The following is an 18403-nucleotide window of genomic DNA, read 5'->3' as shown; positions in this document are numbered from 1 at the left end:
GTTACACTGAACCCATCAGCTAACCAGTTACAACACAACCAAGGAAAAGCCGCCATGAAACAGCCGCCACTCACCACCGCCTCGGGCATCCCCGTCGCCGATAATCAGAATTCCATCAGCGCCGGCTCCCGTGGCCCCTTGCTGCTGCAAGACTTTCACCTGATCGAAAAACTCCAGCATTTCAACCGCGAGCGCATCCCCGAGCGCGTGGTGCACGCCAAGGGTTCGGGCGCCTACGGCACGTTTACCGTCACGCATGATATTTCCGGCTTGACCAAGGCCAGGCTGTTTTCCGAAGTGGGCAAAAAAACCGCCACCTTCGTGCGCTTTTCGACGGTGGGCGGCGAACGCGGCAGCGCCGATACGGAACGCGACCCACGCGGCTTTGCCATGCGTTTCTACACGGAAGAGGGCAACTGGGATTTGGTGGGCAATAACACGCCAATGTTCTTCATCAAGGACCCGATCAAGTTCCCGGACTTTATCCACACGCAAAAACGCGATCCGCAAAGCAATCTGAAATCGGCCGAGATGATGTTCGATTTCTGGAGCCATGCGCCGGAAAGCCTGCACCAGGTCACCATGCTGTTCTCGGACCGCGGCACGCCGGACGGCTACCGTCACATGGATGGCTTCGGCAGCCACACGTATAGCCTGATCAATGCCGATGGCCAGCGCGTGTACGTGAAATGGCATCTGAAAACCCGCCAGGGCATCAAGAACCTGAGCGCTGCCGAAGCAGGCCGCCTGGCCGGCGCCGACCCCGACTACGCCCAGCGCGACCTGTTCGGCGCCATCGAGCGCGGCGATTTCCCCCAATGGGATGTCAAACTGCAAGTGGCGACCGAAGAACAGTTGGCAGCATGGGAAGCGCGCACGGGCTGGAATCCGTTCGACTTGACCAAGGTCTGGCCGCACAAGGATTTCCCCCTGCAGCCGGTAGGCGTGTTCGAGCTGAACCGCAATCCGGACAATTACCACGCGGAAGTGGAGCAGGCCGCGTTTTCGCCCGCCAACGCCGTGCCGGGCATGGGTTACTCGCCCGACAAGATGCTGCAAGGCCGTTTGTTTGGCTACCATGACGCCCAGCTGTACCGGGTTGGCACGAATCACCAGCACTTGCCGGTGAATGCCCCCCGCTGCCCGTTCCACAACCAGCAGCGCGACGGCAGCATGGCCATCCACAATGGCGGCGCGGCGCAAAACTACGCCAACGTGGCGGCGTCCGGCAGTGCCCCGCAAGGTTTGGGCAATGGCGAACCGGCGCTGGACCTGCATGGCGGCGCGGCGCGCTACGATGGCCGCGGCCAGGAAGACGATTACACGCAAGCCGGTAATCTGTTCCGTTTGCTGACGCCGCAAGGCAAGCAAAACCTGTTCGACAACCTGGCCGGTCCCTTGAGCCAGGTGCGGGCAGAAACCCTGCAGCGTCAGCTGGGTCACTTCGACAAGGCCGATCCAGCCTACGGCGCCGGCGTGCGGGCAGCGTTGAAGGCACGCGGCATCGATAGTTAATCAGTCAAGCAAAGGACAGCCATGAACGCACTATTTATTTGGTCTTTACTCTCTTTCGAGATTTGACGTGGGTAATCAGGCAAACCGAATATGCCGATCGGCATCTAATATTGCCTTGTGGACATATTTGTCATGCATGCGTAGACTTGTCGTTTTGATGATGGTGCCGCCAACCCAGGCGGCGCCGCGATAAGAAAGTCTTGCAATATGAATATGGCCAAGTTGATAGTGCATGGCGATGACGCCACCTTGACATCCATCCTCGAAGTCTTGCCCAGCGACCCGGAACGCCAGTGGCGCAAGGGCGAGGCGAAGGAGGGCGGCCGCGTGTACCTCGATTCCGGTTTCGAGGTGCTGGTGGCCCAGGCATCGCAACCGCAAGTCTTGCCTTCGCGCTTGCGCAGCTACCTGGCCGAATGCACGTCGCGTGGCGTCAGCTTTGATATGCCGCGCATTGTGGCTGAATTGCAATTGGAGCTGCGTGCCGAGGCTGGCCAGGAGCCGCTGGACTTGTCGCTGGCCGATTTGCTGGCGCTGACGGAAATGGGCATCAGCCTGTCCATAGTGACGCGCACTGCCTGACGCCGTGCTAAAAATGGCCGCCGGATGAATCATGCGGCGGCCATTTTTATTGCTGCGATGATTATTTGTCGCTGACGTCGACAGTTACCATATTGTCGTCGGGCTTGCGGTCGATCAGCTTGTTATCGGGATCGATGCCCGCCTTGCCCGGCCGGCCATTGACCACCACCGTATAGCTGTTCTGCTTGGCCGTGACCAGCTTGCGTTCGCGCAGCAACGGCGTGCCATCCTTGTCGTCCACGCCGATCTCGATCAGGTCGTGCAGCGGCACTTCCTGCTCCTCGCCCTGTTCGCCCGCATGGAGCTTGCCTGCCTGCACATTGATGGTGACGTCATACTTGCCGTCGGCCCGCTTGTGCGCCGTAGCGGACAGGGCGCGGTTATCGAACAGTACGATTTTCTCGAACAGGTCGTCGATCAGGTAGGCCTGGTCCGCTGGCGTGACCTTGCGCAAGCCGTCGATCAGCGCTGTCACGCTGGCGTACGGCGGACCCTTCTGGCCGTAGTTCAGCAGCAGGTCGCGCAACACGCCATTGATCTTGTCTTCGCCGACGATATCCTGCAGCAGATACATGGCCAGGCTACCCTTGTTGTAATGGATGTAATCCTGGTTTTCATTCTCGGCCAGCGGCAACTCTTTCTTGCGTTCGCCACTGCGGCCCATCAGGTACTGGCTCAGGTTATAGCGCAGGAAGCGCCGCATCTTTTCCGGGCCAAAGGTTTTCTTCATCACCATCAGCGCCGAGTATTCGGCCAGGGTCTCGCTGAGCACGGTCGCACCCCGCGTATTGCCGCCGACCAATTGATGGGCCCACCACTGGTGCGCCACTTCATGCGCCGTCACATAGAACGGGTAGTCGAGATCCTTGGGATTCTTGTCGTCGACCTTGGCAATAAAGCCCAGCCCTTCCGAGAAAGGAATCGTGTTGGCGAACGATTGCGCAAAGGTGGCGTAGCGGGGGAACTCGACGATACGCAAGACCTTGTATTGATAGGGGCCAAAGTTTTTCGTGTAGTACTCGAGCGCATCCTTGCTGCCGCGGATAAAACGGTCCAGATTATATTCATGGCCAGGCTGGTAATACACATCGATCGCCACATCTTGCCAGCGCTCATGCCGCACGGCATAGCGGGCCGACTGGAAGGCGTAGAAATTGAGCATCGGCTGGTCCATCGTGTAATGGAAGTAATGGCGGCCCTTGGCGATCCAGTCGTTGTCCAGCGTGCCTGGCGCGATGGCCGTCTGGCCGTCCACCGTGCTGACGGTCGCGTCAAAACGGATGCGGTCGGCATCGTTGGCGACGTAGTTGTTGGCAAGACCCCGTGGATCGTTGCGCGGCAAGGCCCGCTCCTGCGCCGGCAAGCCATGTTTCTTGCGGTCGCGCGCATCCGTCAGCTCCAGCTGCGGCTGGTAGCCGATATGCGGCAGCACGGCATTCGTGAAGAAGGTGCCATTGGCCACCACCGGCGTCTCCTGGCCCAGTCCCAGTATGCCGCACGGCGCGTAGTCGATGTCGAAATCGAGGCCCAGGGTGGCGCCAGGCGCCAGCGGCGCGGCCAGGCGGTAGCTGTAAAAGCCCAGCCGCTTGTCGTCCAGGTCCGGGTGTACCCGCGTATCGAAGCGCAGGCGCATGCTGGCCTTCGGATCTTGCTGTACCAGAATCTGGCTGATCGGCGCACTGGTCTTGTTTTCCAGCAGGTAGCGGCCCTTGACGGCCAGGCGGCGCTGGTCCGGGTAGATGGCGACGTCGAGCTTGACATCGGTGATGCGCGGTTGTGGCGTGGCGGCAAATTTCTTGTAGTGCTGCTCGAAGCTGGCCCGGTCTGCATCGACGGCGTAGCCGGACTTGTAATCATTGGCCACGTGGAAAGTGTAAAACAGCACGCCGCCGGCGCCCAGGAAGATCAACAGGCCGGCCGCGAAGCTGGCCAGCACCGGTTGCGTCAGTGCATGGCGGGCCAGGCGCAGGCGGATGCGCCAGCTGTCTTGCGCGCCGCGCGGCCAGAACAGCAGGGACAGCACGGTCAGCATCACGGCCGCGCCGCTCCAGTACAGCAAGTACCAGCGTTCGCGCAACAGGTAGTGGCCGGCGCCGTTCATGGCGGAATACATGAAGCCGGGCGTGCTGCCATATAACAGCAGCGGGTCGTCCAGGCCCAGCGACGAGAAGGTGACGCTGGCGATGTAGTACAGGATCATCGCAAAATAGGCCAGGTACTTTTGGTTGAACAGCACCTGCACGAAAATGGCCAGCACGGCCGTCAGCGCATAGGACGGCAAATAGGTCAGCAATAGCGATTGCAGATACAGGCTTGGATCCAGATGGTAATAGCCGTTGACGATCTGGATCGACATGCCGCACAGCATGATGGCCAGGCTCAGCAAGGCTTGCAGGCCGATCAGGGCCAGCAGTTTCGACAGCAATGGCAGCCAGTTGGGCACGGGCAGGGCGTCGAGCATCAGGTGGATGCTGCCTTCGCGCTCGCGCCACACCAGTTCGCCCGCATAAAAGGTGGTGATTACCAGCATGAACAAGGTGAACGAGTTATGCACCAGTTCCAGCACCGCTTCCGTCACGGGATAGGTATTCGTGCCATACATGGAGCCGATGTCGAGCGCGCCCGCATACATGGTCAGCACGCCGGCCAGCACGATGACGACAAAATAGATGTTCTTGATGGTTTCGCGCAAGTTCAGCCAGCTCATCTGGAACAGCAGGCCGGCCAGGCTGCGCTGCGCAAAATCCGGTGGCTCATGCGTGGCGAGCGAGGCGTTCGACAGGCGCAACGGCACTTCCCCTTCACCGTGGCGCTTGGCCGCGCCGCTGTCGGGGGCGGCATGGAAGTGAAAACGCCAGTAGCCCAGCAGCAGCGCCACCAGGGCAAAGCCGAACCAGATGACGCGGTTCAGCAGGTACACCCCGTCCGGCGTGATCAGCCGCGTATTGCGTTCCGCATTCGGCCAGTATTCCGTCAGCCGTATCAGCGCCGTGGTGCCAAACGGGTCGATCAGGGCGGCCAGGGTCTTGAAATCGAGGTCGCGCGCCAGCGAGGGCGCCACCAGGTAGCCGATCAGCATGACTACCGAGCTGATGTAGACGGGCAGCATGCGCCGCGTCAGCGCCGCGATGATGAAAAAGATGGCGCCGAAGATGAACAGATTGGGCAGCAGGGTGAAGACATACGGCATCAGATAGGCTTGCGCGCGCTGCGGCCCCAGGCGGTCGGGATCGATGCCGGGCAGGTAGCTGCCCAGCCAGGCGCCCAGCACGATGCTGGAAAAGATGATGGCCAGCACGGCATATGCGCCCAGGAAGCGGCCGAACGCGTATTGATATTTCTTTAGCGGCGCACTGAAGAAGAAGTGCTGCATGCCGTATTCGAAGTCTTGCTGCACTGAACGGCCCATCATGGCGGCGACCACCACCACGCCGAAGCAGCCCAGGATGCTGCTGGTGAAGGCCAGCGAACGGGGCGCGTTGATCAGGAACTTGCCGCCGAATGAGATGGTGGCTTCCTTGAAGACGCCGCCGGCCGTGGCCATCCACAGCATGGACAGCGCCAGGAACATGAGGAAATATACCCAGGTGGACAAGAGCTTGAGCCGTTGTCGCGCTTCAAAGCTGGCGATGGCAAACATGGCCGCTCCTTAATCGCACACCGGGTCGACGTGGTGGCGCCCCGTGATGGTGGCGAAATACAAGTCTTCCAGGTCGCCGATGGCTTCCTCGAAGCCGTCGCCCGGATCGTCGTCGCTATACACGTGGATCAGGGTGCGCCCCGACAGCAGGCGGGTGGAAATGACGGCGTGGCGCTGCTGGAAGCTGGTCAGCTCTTTCTTGTCGACGAAACGCGCCCAGATCTTGCAGCTGACGTCATCGATCAAGTCCTGCGTTTTGCCGCACAGCAGCAAATTGCCCTTGTTGATGATGGCCATGTTGGCGCACAGGTCGGCCACGTCGGACACGATGTGGGTCGACAGGATCACCGTCTTGTCGACACCGATATCGGACAGCAGGTTGTGGAAGCGCACGCGCTCCTGCGGATCGAGGCCCGCCGTCGGTTCATCGACGATGATCAGTTTCGGGTCGCCCAGCAGCGCTTGCGCGATGCCGAAACGCTGGCGCATGCCGCCCGAAAAGCCGCCCAGGCGCTGATGGCGCACATCGAACAGATTGGTTTGCTGCAGCAGGCCGTCGACCACTTCGCGGCGCCGCGCGCGGTTCGACAAGCCTTTCAGGTTGGCAAAGTGGTCCAGCAGCTCATACGCCGTCACTTTCGGATACAGGCCAAAGTCTTGCGGCAGATAGCCCAGCATGCGGCGCACCTCGTCCTTGTCGTCGAGGACATCGTAATCGCCAAAGAAGACCGAACCCGAATCGCATTCCTGCAAGGTGGCCAGGGTGCGCATCAGGGTCGACTTGCCGGCGCCGTTCGGGCCCAGCAAGCCGAACATGCCGGGCGGGATCGTCAGCGAAATGTTATCCAGCGCCACCACGCCGTTGGCGTAGGTCTTGGATAATTTGCGGATCTGTAATTCCATACAACTCCTTGCTCATGCTGTGTTGCAGCCCGGCGCCAGACTGGTGGCGCGGGGCTATCGTATGGTGGCATTGTATTGAATTTAAGACGTACTGGGCAGTTGCATGCGATGTACGGTATTTTCGCGGGTCCAGAGTGCAATTGGCGGGGGCGGACGGCGCGCGTTCGCGCCCCCCGGACGGCCTTAATTCCTGAACAGGACCGATTCGCGCTTGAACCACCAGCGGCACAGCAGCAGCAGGGCGCCGGCGATGATGGTGGTCGAGGCCAGGATGGCGCCAAACATGCGGTAATCCATGGTGCCCTTGACCAATTCCTTCATGGCCAGCGAGACATTGGTGAGCGGCACCATCGACCACATCCAGTTCAGCTCCACGCCGGGCAGCATGGCCAGCACCGTTGGCAAGATGATCAGCAACATCAACGGCGTGATCATGCCGGCCGCTTCCTTGTAGCTTTTTGCATAGATCGAGATCGACAGCAGCAGCGAGGCGAAGATGGCGGCCGTCGGCACCAGCATCAGGGTCACCATGGCCAGGTCGGGCAAGCCGATGCTGCGCACCAGCAAGGCCAGGTTGCCTTCCAGCGAGTTGCCGAAGTACAGCAGCAAGCCGGCCATGCTGCCCACCATCAGGACGGCCGAAGTCATGCCGACCGTAAACAGCACCAGGAATTTGGCCAGCACGATGGCGCCGCGCGGCACGGGGGCCAGCAGCAGGGTTTCCAGGGTGCCACGTTCCTTTTCGCCGGCGCCCAGGTCGATGGCCGGGTACATGGCGGCCGTCAGGCACACCATCAGCAGCAGATAGGGCAGGATGCCGCCCACGATGGCGCCCATCTGTTCGCGCTGGTTGGCCGTCGATTGCTTGTCGAGCACGATGGGGTTCAGGGCAAACGCCAGCTGACCGGCATTCAGGCCCAGCGCCGACAGCGCCGTCGAGCGCAAGCTGTTGTTGTAGGCGTCGACGATCTCGCGCACGCGCTGCTGCGTGACATCGACCGTGCTGGCGCTGTTGTAATGCAGGGTGATGCGCGCTTGCTGCTGCTGTTGCAGGGCAGTATCGAAGCTGGGCGGGATCACCACGGCGAACTTGATGCGTTCGTCCGAAATCGCCTGGCGGATCTCGCTTTCACTGGCCAGGCTCACTTCGTGCAGATTGCCCTGCTGTGCAAAACGCGCGCTCAAGCCCGGTGAATGTTCCTTGCCGAACACGGCGTAGCTCATGTCCGCCAGCTTGGCGTTCTTGAACATATTGCTCGAGACATAAGCAAAACCGCCAAAAATCAAGGGCATGGCGAAGATGGGGATCAGGATCGTGAAGATCAGGGTCTTGCGGTCACGCGTCAGTTCCAGCAATTCTTTCAGGTAAATCGTCCACATGCGCTCAGGCTCCCTGGTTGATGACGCCGACAAAGGCGTCGTACAGATCGTGGCTGCCGCCCAGATGGCGCAACTCATCGACCGTGCCATTGAAGGCGGTGGTGCCGCGGTTGATGATGCAGACGCGGTCGCACAGTTTTTCCACTTCGTGCAAGTGGTGGGTGGAAAAGATCAGCGGTACGCGCAGCGCCTTGTAGCTGGCGATGAAATCGAGCAAGATTTTCGAGGACATCACATCGAGGCCGGTGGTCGGCTCATCGAGGATGACCACTTGCGGCGCATGCACCACGGTGCGGGCGATCGCGCATTTCTGCTTCATGCCGGTCGATAATTGGTCGGCGCGCTTGTCGCCATACTCTTCCATTTGCAGCAGCGCGAACAATTCATCGCAGCGCCGTTTCAGCTGCTCGGCCGGCATGCCGTGCAGGCGGCCGAAATATTCGACATTCTCGCGCGCCGTCAGGCGGCCGTACAATCCCGTCGAGCCCGACAAGAAACCGATGCTCTGGCGCGCCACCAGCGGTTGCTGCAGCACATCGACGCCATTCACGAAGGCGCTGCCGGCATCGGCCTGCAAGGCCGTCGACAGCAGGCGCAAGGTGGTGGTCTTGCCGGCGCCGTTGGGGCCAAGCAAGCCCAGCACTTCTCCGGGAGCACAGCTGAAACTGACGTCGCGCACGGCGTGGAACCAGCCTTCGTGTTCGCGGGGATCGCGTGTCTGCAGCGCTTTGCCTTTGTTATCCTTCCTGGAAGGCATGCGAAAACGTTTTGCCAGGTGCTTGACCTCTATCATAGGATGTGTCCATGTTGTCGGGGAGAACAGAGTAGCATGTAAAAAATGTAACTTGCAAGGTGGAAATATCGAAAAGCGTATTGAAAAAGTCAGCATCTTCATGCAAGCTGGCTCAGGGAGCGTTGCCAGCTGGCGCATAAGGAGGACAGGACCATGAATAGCATCGATCAGGCCACGCAAGACAAAGTGCTGGCCGTGGCGCGCGCCGGCATGACCAGCGCGGAAGCCATCGGCTTCTTTCGTGTCAGCCTGGGACTGTATTACCTGGCCGGCCTGATGCGGCAGGAAGAGATCGATTTCAAGCAGGTGGATGCCCGCTACAACCGTTTTATTTATCACAGCCTCGGTGGCGGGCACAGCATCGCCAGCGTGCTGCAGTTCATGAGCGGCGAGAAAGTCTTGCGCGTGCTGCAATCGGAACGCTTCCTGGCCGCGTTTGCCGAACACTGCCCCGACATTCCCATCGACAGTATTTCCTTTTTGATTTCGCTCAACCTGGGCGTGGCCAAAAGCCTGTCCGGGCTCGACGCCATCGGCCCCGTGGTGGACTGGATCGAGCAGGAAAAAGCGCGCACAGGTCAATAAAGCCTGAGTCCCCCTGCTGCCGGCGTGGGGACGGCTGGCCTTGATCGTCCTATAATCCATGTTTCCCCATACATGAATGAGCATAGCGACGATGACCGCGAACCCTTACTTTACTCCCCTGGATCGTTTGATTGTTGGCGCCGACAAGGCCCTGCGCGTCATGGCCGGCGTCGCTTCAGCCTCGCGCCCCACGCCGGCCGCGCAAGCGCCTGACGCCACCCTGAGCGCCGCCGAGCAGCGTCATAGCGCCGGCTTGATGCGCGTCAACCATGTTGGTGAAGTGTGCGCGCAAGCCCTGTACAACTCGCAGGCGCGTTATGCGCATAGCCCGGCGATCCGCGCCCAGTTCGATGAAGCGGGCCGGGAAGAAGAAGATCATCTGGCCTGGACGGCGCAGCGCCTGACGGAACTGGGTTCGCGTTTGAGCCTGCTCAACCCGCTGTGGTACGCCGGTTCGTTCGCGCTCGGCACGCTGGCCGCCCGCATGGGCGACGGCCGCAGCCTGGGTTTCGTGGTGGAAACAGAGCGCCAGGTAGAAGCCCACCTGGCCAGCCACCTGGAAGAGCTGCCGCCGCAAGACGCCAAATCGCGCGCCATCGTGCGTCAGATGCAGATCGATGAGGTGGAGCATGGCGCGGCGGCGCAGCGCTTGGGCGCCATCGATACGCCGGCGCCGGTGAAGGCCTTGATGGGCCTGATGGGCAAGGTCATGACCAAGACTGCTTATTATATTTAGGCGCAAAAAGAGCCGGGGGCAGACGGGGACGCCGAGTCCCGTCGGGTCTGACCCCAGTTTTTATTCCTCGATGATTTCAAACGAGTGCGTAATCTCGGCGGTCTTCGCCAGCATGATGGAAGCCGAGCAATATTTGTCATGCGACAAGGCCACCGCCCGTTCCACGACATTCTGCCTCAAGGCCTTGCCGCGTACGGTGAAGTGGAAGTGGATCTTGGTGAACACTTTCGGATCGGTGTCGGCGCGCTCGGCCTTGAGGGTGACTTCGCAGCCACTGACGGCTTCGCGGCCCCGTTTCAGAATCAGCACCACGTCATAGGCGGTGCAGCCGCCCGTGCCGAGCAGCACCATTTCCATCGGGCGCGGCGCCAGGTTGTGGCCGCCGCCATCGGGCGCGCCATCCATCGTCACCAGATGGCCGGAGCCGGTCTCTGCCCGAAAACTCATGCCCGACGGGCCATTCCAGCTAACTTTGCATTCCATCGTACTCTCCGAAGTTGTAAGCGTTTTGTATTGTAATGGAGGATAGACCGTCCATGTTCGGCCCGCCAAGCCGCGACAGCTCTACGTTTGCACTTGACGCGGTACGGCAAAGCCGCTTATACTTGTCGGCTTTCCGTTCGCTCAGGAAAAGTAAATAAGGCAGAGTCCGCACAGTTGTACCGGCGGAACCACCATTTGAGCGTGTAATCTATTAGGAAGTCAACATGAAAACATTTTCCGCTAAAGGACATGAAGTCCAGCGCGATTGGTTCGTGGTTGACGCGACGGACAAAGTCCTCGGACGTGTTGCCAGCGAAGTGGCACTCCGACTGCGCGGCAAACACAAACCAGAATTTACTCCTCACGTCGATACCGGCGACTTCATCGTCGTCATCAACGCAGGCAAACTGCGTGTGACCGGTACCAAAGCTACTGAGAAAATTTACTACCGTCACTCTGGCTATCCAGGCGGCATCTACGAAACCAACTTCCAGAAAATGCAACAGCGTTTTCCAGGTCGCGCGCTTGAGAAAGCGGTCAAAGGCATGTTGCCTAAAGGCCCACTCGGCTACGCAATGATCAAGAAGCTGAAAGTGTACGCGGAAGGTTCCCATCCGCACGCTGCTCAGCAACCTAAAGCACTTGTTCTCTAAGGAACTGACATGATCGGTAATTACAATTATGGAACCGGCCGTCGCAAAAGTGCAGTGGCTCGCGTTTTTATCAAAGTTGGCACAGGCTTGATCGTTGTTAACGGCAAACCAGCAAACGAATACTTCTCGCGCGAAACCGGTCTGATGGTCATTCGTCAACCTCTGGAACTGACCGGCAATGTTGAGCGTTTCGACATCAAAGTCAACGTTCACGGCGGCGGCGAGTCCGGCCAGGCTGGTGCAGTTCGTCACGGCATCACCCGCGCACTGATCGACTACGATGCAGCGTTGAAATCGGATCTGGCCAAAGCCGGCTTCGTGACCCGCGATGCACGTGAAGTTGAGCGTAAAAAAGTTGGTCTGCGCAAAGCACGTCGCGCAAAACAATTCTCGAAGCGTTAATTTTCACGCTACAGCGCCTTCTGGCGCTGGTCGAAAAGCCGCTGGACGCAGGTCTGGCGGCTTTTTTGCATTTCAGCGTGACATGCCGTTGCGCTGTAAAATATGCACATTGCCATCCATGCATATGCTGCAGCACCCTTATTTATTCATAGAATTTATACACACAAGGAAAGAACATGATCAAAGTTGGCATCGTCGGCGGCACTGGATACACGGGCGTGGAATTGCTGCGTTTGTTGGCAAATCACCCCGATGTCGAGTTGACGGCGATTACTTCGCGCAAGGAAGATGGCTTGCCCGTTGCTGACATGTATCCTTCCTTGCGTGGCCACGTGAAACTGGCGTTTTCGTCGCCGGACAAGGCGAACCTGGAGCAATGCGACGTGGTCTTTTTTGCCACGCCGCACGGTGTTGCCATGGCGCAAGCGCCGGCGCTGCTGGCTGCCGGCGTGAAAGTCATCGATCTGGCGGCTGATTTCCGCCTGAAAGACCAGGCCAAGTTCGAGCAGTGGTACAAGATTCCGCACACCGCGCCGGAGCTGATAGCCCAAGCCGTGTACGGCTTGCCAGAGCTGAACCGTGACGATATCAAGCAAGCCAAATTGATCGCCAATCCGGGTTGCTATCCAACCACCATGCAGCTGGGCTTTTACCCGCTGCTCAAGGCGGGCCTGGTCCACGCGGGCGGCTTGATCGCCGACTGCAAATCGGGCGTGTCGGGCGCCGGCCGCAAGGCCGAGATCGGCATCCTGTTCTCGGAAGCAAGCGACAGCTTCAAGGCTTACGGCGTAGCCGGCCACCGCCACTTGCCGGAAACCACGGCCCAATTGCAGCGTTTCACGGACGACAAAGTCGCGCTGACCTTCACGCCGCACCTGGTGCCGATGATACGCGGCATGCATTCGACCCTGTATGCGCAATTGAACAAGGATGTCAGCAATGAAGAATTGCAAGCCTTGTTCGAAGAGCAATACAAGGACGAGCCTTTCGTGGACGTGATGCCATTCGGTTCGCATCCGGAAACGCGCTCCACGCGCGGCTCGAACATGCTGCGCCTGGCCTTGCACCGTCCGGAAGGCGGCAATACCGTGATCGTGCTGGTGGTGCAGGATAACCTGGTCAAGGGCGCGTCGGGCCAGGCCGTGCAATGCATGAACTTGATGTTTGGCTTGCAAGAAACGGCTGGCTTGCAGCATGTTGCCCTGCTGCCGTAAATAGGAGTTTCGGCACGATGGTTGTGCAGGTCCGGGGCCTTTCTCCCGGACCTGTGATAGATTGAACTGTCACGTTTACCGAAAGGATGGCGTTCATGTTCGAGCGCAACGCGAAAAACCCCATCGATACCCTGATCGGCGCTTCGACGCAGCTGCAGGGCGACTTGCTGTTTTCCGGCGGATTGCGCATCGATGGCCATGTGCGCGGCAATGTGACGGGAGAGTCGGGCGAGCCCACGTATGTGGTGCTGGGCGAGGGCGGGCGCATCGATGGCGAAGTGCGCTGCTCCAGCCTGGTGGTCAGCGGCGAGATCAACGGCCCCGTGTATGTGTCCGAAATGCTTGAAATCCAGCCAAAAGCCCGCATCTGCGGGGAAGTGTATTACAAGGTGCTGGAGATGCACAGCGGTGCGCTGGTGCAAGGCAAGCTCAGCCGCCATGAGGGCGTCGATCCCGTGCTGCACCTGGCCGTCTCTGAAATGTGAAATAACAACGGCCGCTGGCCGTGACCAAGCCGGCCACAGCGCGACTTGCGCCAACCGTCTATAATGAAGCCATGTTTTCTCAGGAGTCTGAAATGAATGCCGTCGCTGAAATGCAAGATGTGATCCCTAGCCCTATTATCTTCACCGATAGCGCCGCTGACAAAGTCGCGCAGCTGATCGAAGAAGAAGGCAATCCCGACCTGAAACTGCGCGTTTTTGTGCAGGGTGGCGGCTGTTCCGGTTTCCAGTACGGCTTCACCTTCGATGAAATCGTCAACGAAGATGACACCACCATGGTCAAGAACGGCGTCCAGCTGCTGATCGATTCCATGAGCTACCAGTACCTGGTCGGCGCGGAAATCGACTACAAGGATGACCTGGAAGGTGCGCAATTCGTCATCAAAAACCCAACCGCAACTTCCACCTGCGGTTGCGGCTCCTCGTTCTCAGTTTAAGCGCACCTGAGAAAAAGTCCATGGCTGCGTTGCATGGCCTGGCCGTACTATTCGTACTGCCTGCGGCCATGCGCCTTGCCCTGAACATTTTTCAGGCACGCTGAGATCATGGCGGATTAAAAATAGCGGATCACTGATCCGCTATTTGTGTTTCTACGATTCCTCTAGCGCGGATACAGCGCTCCCAGCACGCGCAATCCCTGCGCGCCCGTCACTGCTGGCAGATTGCCCGGCTTGCGCTGGGTAAAGCGCCAGGCCAGCCAGGCAAACGCCAGTGCTTCGACCTGACTGGGCGCCACGCCCAGCGCCTGCGTCGATTCAACTTTCATTGTTGGTAACTCTTTCGCCAGCTCCCGCAGCAAGCTGGCGTTATATGCGCCGCCACCGCATACATACACGGCATCGGCTTGCGCGCCGTCGCGCGCGATGGCTTGCGCCAGGCTGACGGCCGTCAAGCGGGTCAGGGTTGCTTGCACGTCGGCGGGCAGGGCGTGCGGATAGTTGGCGAGCTTGCCGGCCAGCCAGTCGGCATGGAACAGGTCGCGGCCCGTGCTTTTCGGCGCCGGCAGCGAAAAATAGGCTTCACCCAGCAAGTCGGCCAGCAAGCCGGGGATCACCGAGCCGGTGGCAGCCCAGGCGCCATCCGCATCGTAGGCGTGGCCCTGGTGCTGCAGGATCCAGCCATCCATCAAGGCATTGCCCGGACCCGTATCGTAGCCCGTCACCGTGCCATCGGCATGCAGCACGCTGATATTGCTGATGCCGCCGATATTGGCCACCACGCGCGTCTTGCCGGCTTCATTGAATATGGCCTGGTGAAAGGCGGGCACCAGCGGCGCGCCCTGGCCGCCAGCCGCCACGTCGCGGCTGCGCAAGTCGGCGATCACGTCGATGCCCGTCAGTTCGGCCAACAGGGCAGGATTATTCAGCTGGCGCGTAAAACCCAGTTCGGGACGGTGGCGGATGGTTTGCCCGTGTGCCCCGATGGCAACAATGGCTTCAGGACCGATGCCGGCTTGTTGCAGCAGAGTAGTGACGCAGTCGGCGTAGTGGCGCACCAAGGCGTTGGCGGCCAGCGCCTCGCGCTCGATTTCATTCTGGCCCGGACCTTGCAGCGCCATCAGGTCGCTGCGCAGGCTGGCAGGGAAGGCTATATAAGCATCAGCCAGGCTGCGCACGCCGTCCTCTGAAAAATCCACCAGGGCGCCATCGACGCCATCGAGGCTGGTGCCGGACATCAGACCGATATAAAGCATATTCTTCCTTCGTGATGAGGTAGATGAATAAAAAAGGCACCGGCCATCGAAACGGGCGGTGCCTTGTAGTCTACCCCGTGGGGCAAGCTGCGCTTAGCGCGAAGCGATTGCCGTGTCGTTAGGACGCAGCAGGGTGAAGCGGTGCATCATGTCATTCGACACCAGGCGGAAACGCGCCAGTTCGGCTGGCGTCAATGGCGCTTGCGCCAGTACGCTCACCTTGCTTGGGTCTTGTGCTGCGCCGCCGACGCGGAATTCATAATGCAAGTGGGCGCCCGTCGACCAGCCGGTGGTGCCGACATAACCGATCACATCGCCCTGGCTGACTTTCTGGCCTTTTTTCAAGCCGGCAGCGAAGCGGCTCATGTGGGCGTAGGCGGTGCTGTAGTTGGCCCAGTGTTTCAGGACCACGATGTTGCCATAGCCATTTTGCATGCCGACCGACTCGACCACGCCATCGCCCGATGCGTGGATAGGGGTGCCCGTTGCTGCGGCGAAATCGATACCCTTGTGCTGTTTCCAGTTGCCGGAAATCGGATGCACGCGCATCGAGAAGCCGGACGAGATACGGGAAAACTGGAGGGGGGATTTCAAAAAGGCTTTTTTGAGGGACTTGCCGTCGAAGCTGTAGTAACCGCCGCCTTGCTTGCTGGCCGGGTCTTCGAACCACACGGATTGATAGGTCTTGCCGCGGTTGGTGAATTCACCGGCCAGGATGCGGCCTGCGCGCACGAATTCGCCATCTTGCCAGAAAGTTTCATAGACCACGTTGAAGCTGTCGCCGCGCTTGATATCGGAACGGAAATCGATATTGGTCGAGAACATGTCCACGATTTGCGAAGAAATCGAATCCGGCAGGCGGGTGCCGTCCAGGCTGGAATCGATGGCGGCAAACAGGGTGGAAGTGATCTTGCGGGCATGCATTTCAACGCGGCGTTCCAGCTGGGGCGCTACTTCGGACGCCACGAACTTGTCACCTTTGCGGGTGATCAGGATGTTTTTCACCGATTTGTCCGTGCTGTCGACCAGGGTCGCGCGCAGCCAGTTCAGTTCGCCGTTTTCGGTCGTTTGCGCTTGCACGCGCTTGCCCGTTTTCAGCAGCATCACGCCGCGCGCAACCTTGTCGGACTTGATGAAACTGGTGGCCGCCGCATCATCCACGCCAAGACGGGTCAGCAAGGTGGCGAGGGTATCGCCGGCGCGGACTTTTTCTTCGTGGGTGAAATTCTGGTCTACCTGCTCCATCGCCGAGATTTGCGCCGACAGGTCGGGCATTTCCAGGTTCTCGGCAATCGACTTGACCGGCAGGTCGGACGCGTCGGGCGCCAGCGGAGCAACACCAGCGGCGCCGAAGGCGACTACGGTGAGCAGCACCGCAGAGACGCCGATAATGCGTGCTTTGCGGGTCGTCGCCAGCTGTGTGTACAGGCGGGAGCCTGTGATTTTATGTATAGGGTTCATGCAATCAGTTAAAATTTGCCTTTGAACGATGCCTGAACTAGCGCTCTTTATTGTTATTTTGTTTCGTTTTCATGCGGCAAGATTGATGGGATCGGGCATTATAACAAACTCCGCAAACCTACTACCATTTTGAGATCTACTGTCAAATTTTATGGAAATCAACACCACCGCATCGCCTGCCAAGGCTAACGCAACTCAAGCCGCGCTTCCTCTGTCGGACAGAGTACAAGAAGCCCTCGCGATTACCAAGCGTGGCGTCGATGAACTCTTGATCGAAAGCGAATTTGCGCAAAAATTGGCCCGTTCCGAACAGACTGGCGTACCACTGCGCATCAAACTGGGCCTGGACCCTACCGCACCCGACTTGCACCTGGGTCACACTGTCGTACTGAACAAGATGCGCCAGCTGCAAAACCTCGGCCATCAAGTGATTTTCCTGATCGGCGACTTCACATCGATGATCGGCGACCCATCGGGCCGCAACGTCACGCGCCCGCCGTTGACAAAAGAACAGATCGAGATTAACGCGATGACGTACTTTGCGCAAGCATCTTTGGTGCTGGACGCGAGCAAGACGGAAATTCGCTATAACTCGGAATGGTGCGATCCGCTGGGCGCGCGTGGCATCATCCAGCTCGCTTCGCACTACACGGTGGCGCGCATGATCGAACGCGACGACTTCACCAAGCGCTTCCAGGGCGGCGTGCCGATTTCCGTGCATGAATTCCTGTACCCGCTGATGCAGGGTTACGATTCGGTAGCCCTGAAGTCGGACCTGGAACTGGGCGGCACCGACCAGAAATTCAACCTGCTGGTGGGCCGCGAACTGCAAAAGCAGTACGGCCAGGAACAGCAGTGCATCCTGACCATGCCGCTGCTCGAAGGCCTGGACGGCGTGGAAAAAATGTCGAAGTCGAAGAATAACTACATCGGCATCACGGAACCGGGCAACACCATGTTTGCCAAGCTGATGAGTATTTCCGACGTCATGATGTGGCGCTACTACGAGTTGCTGTCGTGGCGCTCGATCGCCGAACTGGCGCAGCTGAAGCGCGAAGTGGAAGAAGGGCGCAACCCGCGCGATGCGAAAGTAGCTCTGGCGCAAGAAATCGTTGCCCGCTTCCATTCGCAGCAAGCGGCTGAAGATGCGCTGGCCGACTTCGTCAACCGCTCGAAAGGCGGCATTCCTGACGACGTGCCGGAAGTCAGCCTGGGCGGCGGCCCGCTGGCGATTGCGCAATTGCTCAAGCAATCCGGCCTGTGCCCATCCGTCTCGGAAGCGACGCGCATGATCGACCAGGGCGGCGTGCGCATCGATGGCACCGTCATCAGCGACAAGGCCTTGAAGGTCGAGAATGGCGTGTTCGTGCTGCAAGTTGGCAAGCGCAAGTTTGCACGTGTCACCTTGACGGCATGATTGCGCTGTTGCAAAGAGTCACGCAAGCGAGGGTGGTGGTCGATGGCGCCACCATCGGCGCCATCGATGCCGGCCTGATGGTGCTGCTGTGCGCCGAGCGGGGCGATACGGAAAAAGACGCCGACGCCCTGCTGACCAAGCTGCTGGCCTACCGCGTGTTTTCCGACGCGGCCGGCAAGATGAATCTCAGCGTGACGGATGTGGCCGGCGGCTTGCTGCTGGTGCCCCAGTTCACCCTGGCCGCCGATACCAAGTCCGGATCGCGGCCTTCGTTTACGCCAGCCGCTGCCCCGGCAGATGGCCTGCGCCTGTTTGAACATGTCGTGCGCCAGGCGCGCAGCCGTCATGCGACAGTGCAGACCGGACAGTTTGGTGCCGATATGCAAGTGTCGCTGACAAATGATGGGCCCGTCACTTTCTGGCTGCAGGTGAGTGGTAAATAA

The 18403-nt window shown here is 59.6% G+C and carries 18 protein-coding genes; 11 read left to right on the top strand and 7 right to left on the bottom strand.

The genetic code is table 11. The features are described from left to right. The first annotated feature begins 54 nt into the window (after positions 1-54). The gene (locus ACL9RI_RS20265) at positions 55-1515 is read left to right on the top strand and encodes a catalase (RefSeq protein ID WP_422728287.1); all 1461 of its coding nucleotides are present in this window, start codon (positions 55-57) and stop codon (positions 1513-1515) included. 213 nt (positions 1516-1728) lie between these two features. After that, the gene (locus tag ACL9RI_RS20260) at positions 1729-2097 is read left to right on the top strand and encodes a hypothetical protein (RefSeq protein ID WP_422728286.1); all 369 of its coding nucleotides are present in this window, start codon (positions 1729-1731) and stop codon (positions 2095-2097) included. Between the two features lie 61 nt (positions 2098-2158). Here the strand turns inward: ACL9RI_RS20260 and ACL9RI_RS20255 are convergent, their stop codons facing one another. The 4 genes from ACL9RI_RS20255 to ACL9RI_RS20240 form a co-directional block, all read right to left on the bottom strand. After that, positions 2159-5737, bottom strand: a complete 3579-nt coding sequence (locus ACL9RI_RS20255; RefSeq protein WP_422728285.1) for an ABC transporter permease/M1 family aminopeptidase — start codon at positions 5735-5737, stop codon at positions 2159-2161. A 9-nt stretch (positions 5738-5746) separates the two neighbouring features. Beyond that, entirely contained in the window at positions 5747-6640 is an 894-nt protein-coding gene (locus ACL9RI_RS20250; RefSeq protein ID WP_422728284.1) for an ABC transporter ATP-binding protein, read from the bottom strand. A 183-nt stretch (positions 6641-6823) separates the two neighbouring features. Next, positions 6824-8020, bottom strand: coding sequence for an ABC transporter permease (locus ACL9RI_RS20245; RefSeq protein ID WP_422728283.1), 1197 nt, complete (start codon positions 8018-8020; stop codon positions 6824-6826). 4 nt (positions 8021-8024) lie between these two features. Continuing rightward, entirely contained in the window at positions 8025-8813 is a 789-nt protein-coding gene (locus ACL9RI_RS20240) for an ATP-binding cassette domain-containing protein (protein WP_422728282.1), read from the bottom strand. Between the two features lie 153 nt (positions 8814-8966). Here ACL9RI_RS20240 and ACL9RI_RS20235 point away from each other — a divergent pair, with 153 nt between their 5' ends. Next, on the top strand, positions 8967-9398 hold the full coding sequence (locus tag ACL9RI_RS20235) for a hypothetical protein (RefSeq protein ID WP_300751607.1): 432 nt from the start codon (positions 8967-8969) through the stop codon (positions 9396-9398). A 91-nt stretch (positions 9399-9489) separates the two neighbouring features. Further along, positions 9490-10134 carry a 2-polyprenyl-3-methyl-6-methoxy-1,4-benzoquinone monooxygenase gene (gene coq7, locus ACL9RI_RS20230; protein ID WP_422728281.1) on the top strand — a complete coding sequence of 215 codons (645 nt, stop codon included), beginning with the start codon at positions 9490-9492 and terminating at the stop codon, positions 10132-10134. Positions 10135-10194: 60 nt separating this feature from the next. Here coq7 and ACL9RI_RS20225 read toward each other — a convergent pair whose 3' ends face one another. Continuing rightward, positions 10195-10617 carry an OsmC family protein gene (locus tag ACL9RI_RS20225; RefSeq protein ID WP_422728280.1) on the bottom strand — a complete coding sequence of 141 codons (423 nt, stop codon included), beginning with the start codon at positions 10615-10617 and terminating at the stop codon, positions 10195-10197. Between the two features lie 224 nt (positions 10618-10841). Between ACL9RI_RS20225 and rplM the strand changes: the two genes are divergently transcribed. From rplM to erpA, 5 genes are all read left to right on the top strand, one after another. Further along, complete coding sequence (rplM, locus tag ACL9RI_RS20220) at positions 10842-11270, top strand: 50S ribosomal protein L13 (protein ID WP_010393282.1); 429 nt, start codon at positions 10842-10844, stop codon at positions 11268-11270. 9 nt (positions 11271-11279) lie between these two features. Next, positions 11280-11672: a 30S ribosomal protein S9 gene (rpsI, locus tag ACL9RI_RS20215; protein WP_038496320.1), complete on the top strand. Its 393-nt coding sequence runs from the start codon at positions 11280-11282 to the stop codon at positions 11670-11672. A gap of 176 nt (positions 11673-11848) precedes the next feature. Beyond that, positions 11849-12886, top strand: coding sequence for an N-acetyl-gamma-glutamyl-phosphate reductase (gene argC, locus ACL9RI_RS20210; RefSeq protein WP_422728279.1), 1038 nt, complete (start codon positions 11849-11851; stop codon positions 12884-12886). A 95-nt stretch (positions 12887-12981) separates the two neighbouring features. Beyond that, positions 12982-13371, top strand: a complete 390-nt coding sequence (locus tag ACL9RI_RS20205) for a bactofilin family protein (RefSeq protein WP_422728278.1) — start codon at positions 12982-12984, stop codon at positions 13369-13371. Between the two features lie 92 nt (positions 13372-13463). Further along, a complete protein-coding gene (gene erpA, locus ACL9RI_RS20200) occupies positions 13464-13826 on the top strand; it encodes an iron-sulfur cluster insertion protein ErpA (RefSeq protein WP_183680207.1) in 363 nt (120 codons plus the stop codon). A 164-nt stretch (positions 13827-13990) separates the two neighbouring features. Here the strand turns inward: erpA and ACL9RI_RS20195 are convergent, their stop codons facing one another. Together ACL9RI_RS20195 and ACL9RI_RS20190 are read right to left on the bottom strand one after the other, a co-directional pair. Then, positions 13991-15082: an anhydro-N-acetylmuramic acid kinase gene (locus tag ACL9RI_RS20195; RefSeq protein ID WP_422728277.1), complete on the bottom strand. Its 1092-nt coding sequence runs from the start codon at positions 15080-15082 to the stop codon at positions 13991-13993. Between the two features lie 93 nt (positions 15083-15175). After that, on the bottom strand, positions 15176-16543 hold the full coding sequence (locus ACL9RI_RS20190) for a peptidoglycan DD-metalloendopeptidase family protein (RefSeq protein WP_422728276.1): 1368 nt from the start codon (positions 16541-16543) through the stop codon (positions 15176-15178). Between the two features lie 151 nt (positions 16544-16694). Between ACL9RI_RS20190 and tyrS the strand changes: the two genes are divergently transcribed. Both tyrS and dtd read left to right on the top strand, forming a co-directional pair. Then, positions 16695-17960: a tyrosine--tRNA ligase gene (gene tyrS, locus ACL9RI_RS20185; RefSeq protein WP_422728275.1), complete on the top strand. Its 1266-nt coding sequence runs from the start codon at positions 16695-16697 to the stop codon at positions 17958-17960. Continuing rightward, positions 17957-18403, top strand: a complete 447-nt coding sequence (gene dtd, locus ACL9RI_RS20180) for a D-aminoacyl-tRNA deacylase (RefSeq protein ID WP_422728274.1) — start codon at positions 17957-17959, stop codon at positions 18401-18403. The genes tyrS and dtd overlap by 4 nt, the downstream gene beginning before the upstream one ends.

Origin of the sequence: Janthinobacterium sp. Mn2066 (assembly GCF_049319705.1) — a bacterium.
Lineage (GTDB): Bacteria > Pseudomonadota > Gammaproteobacteria > Burkholderiales > Burkholderiaceae_D > Janthinobacterium.
The sequence above is the reverse complement of the archived record's forward strand: the minus strand, read 5'-3'. Positions and strand labels throughout refer to the sequence as shown.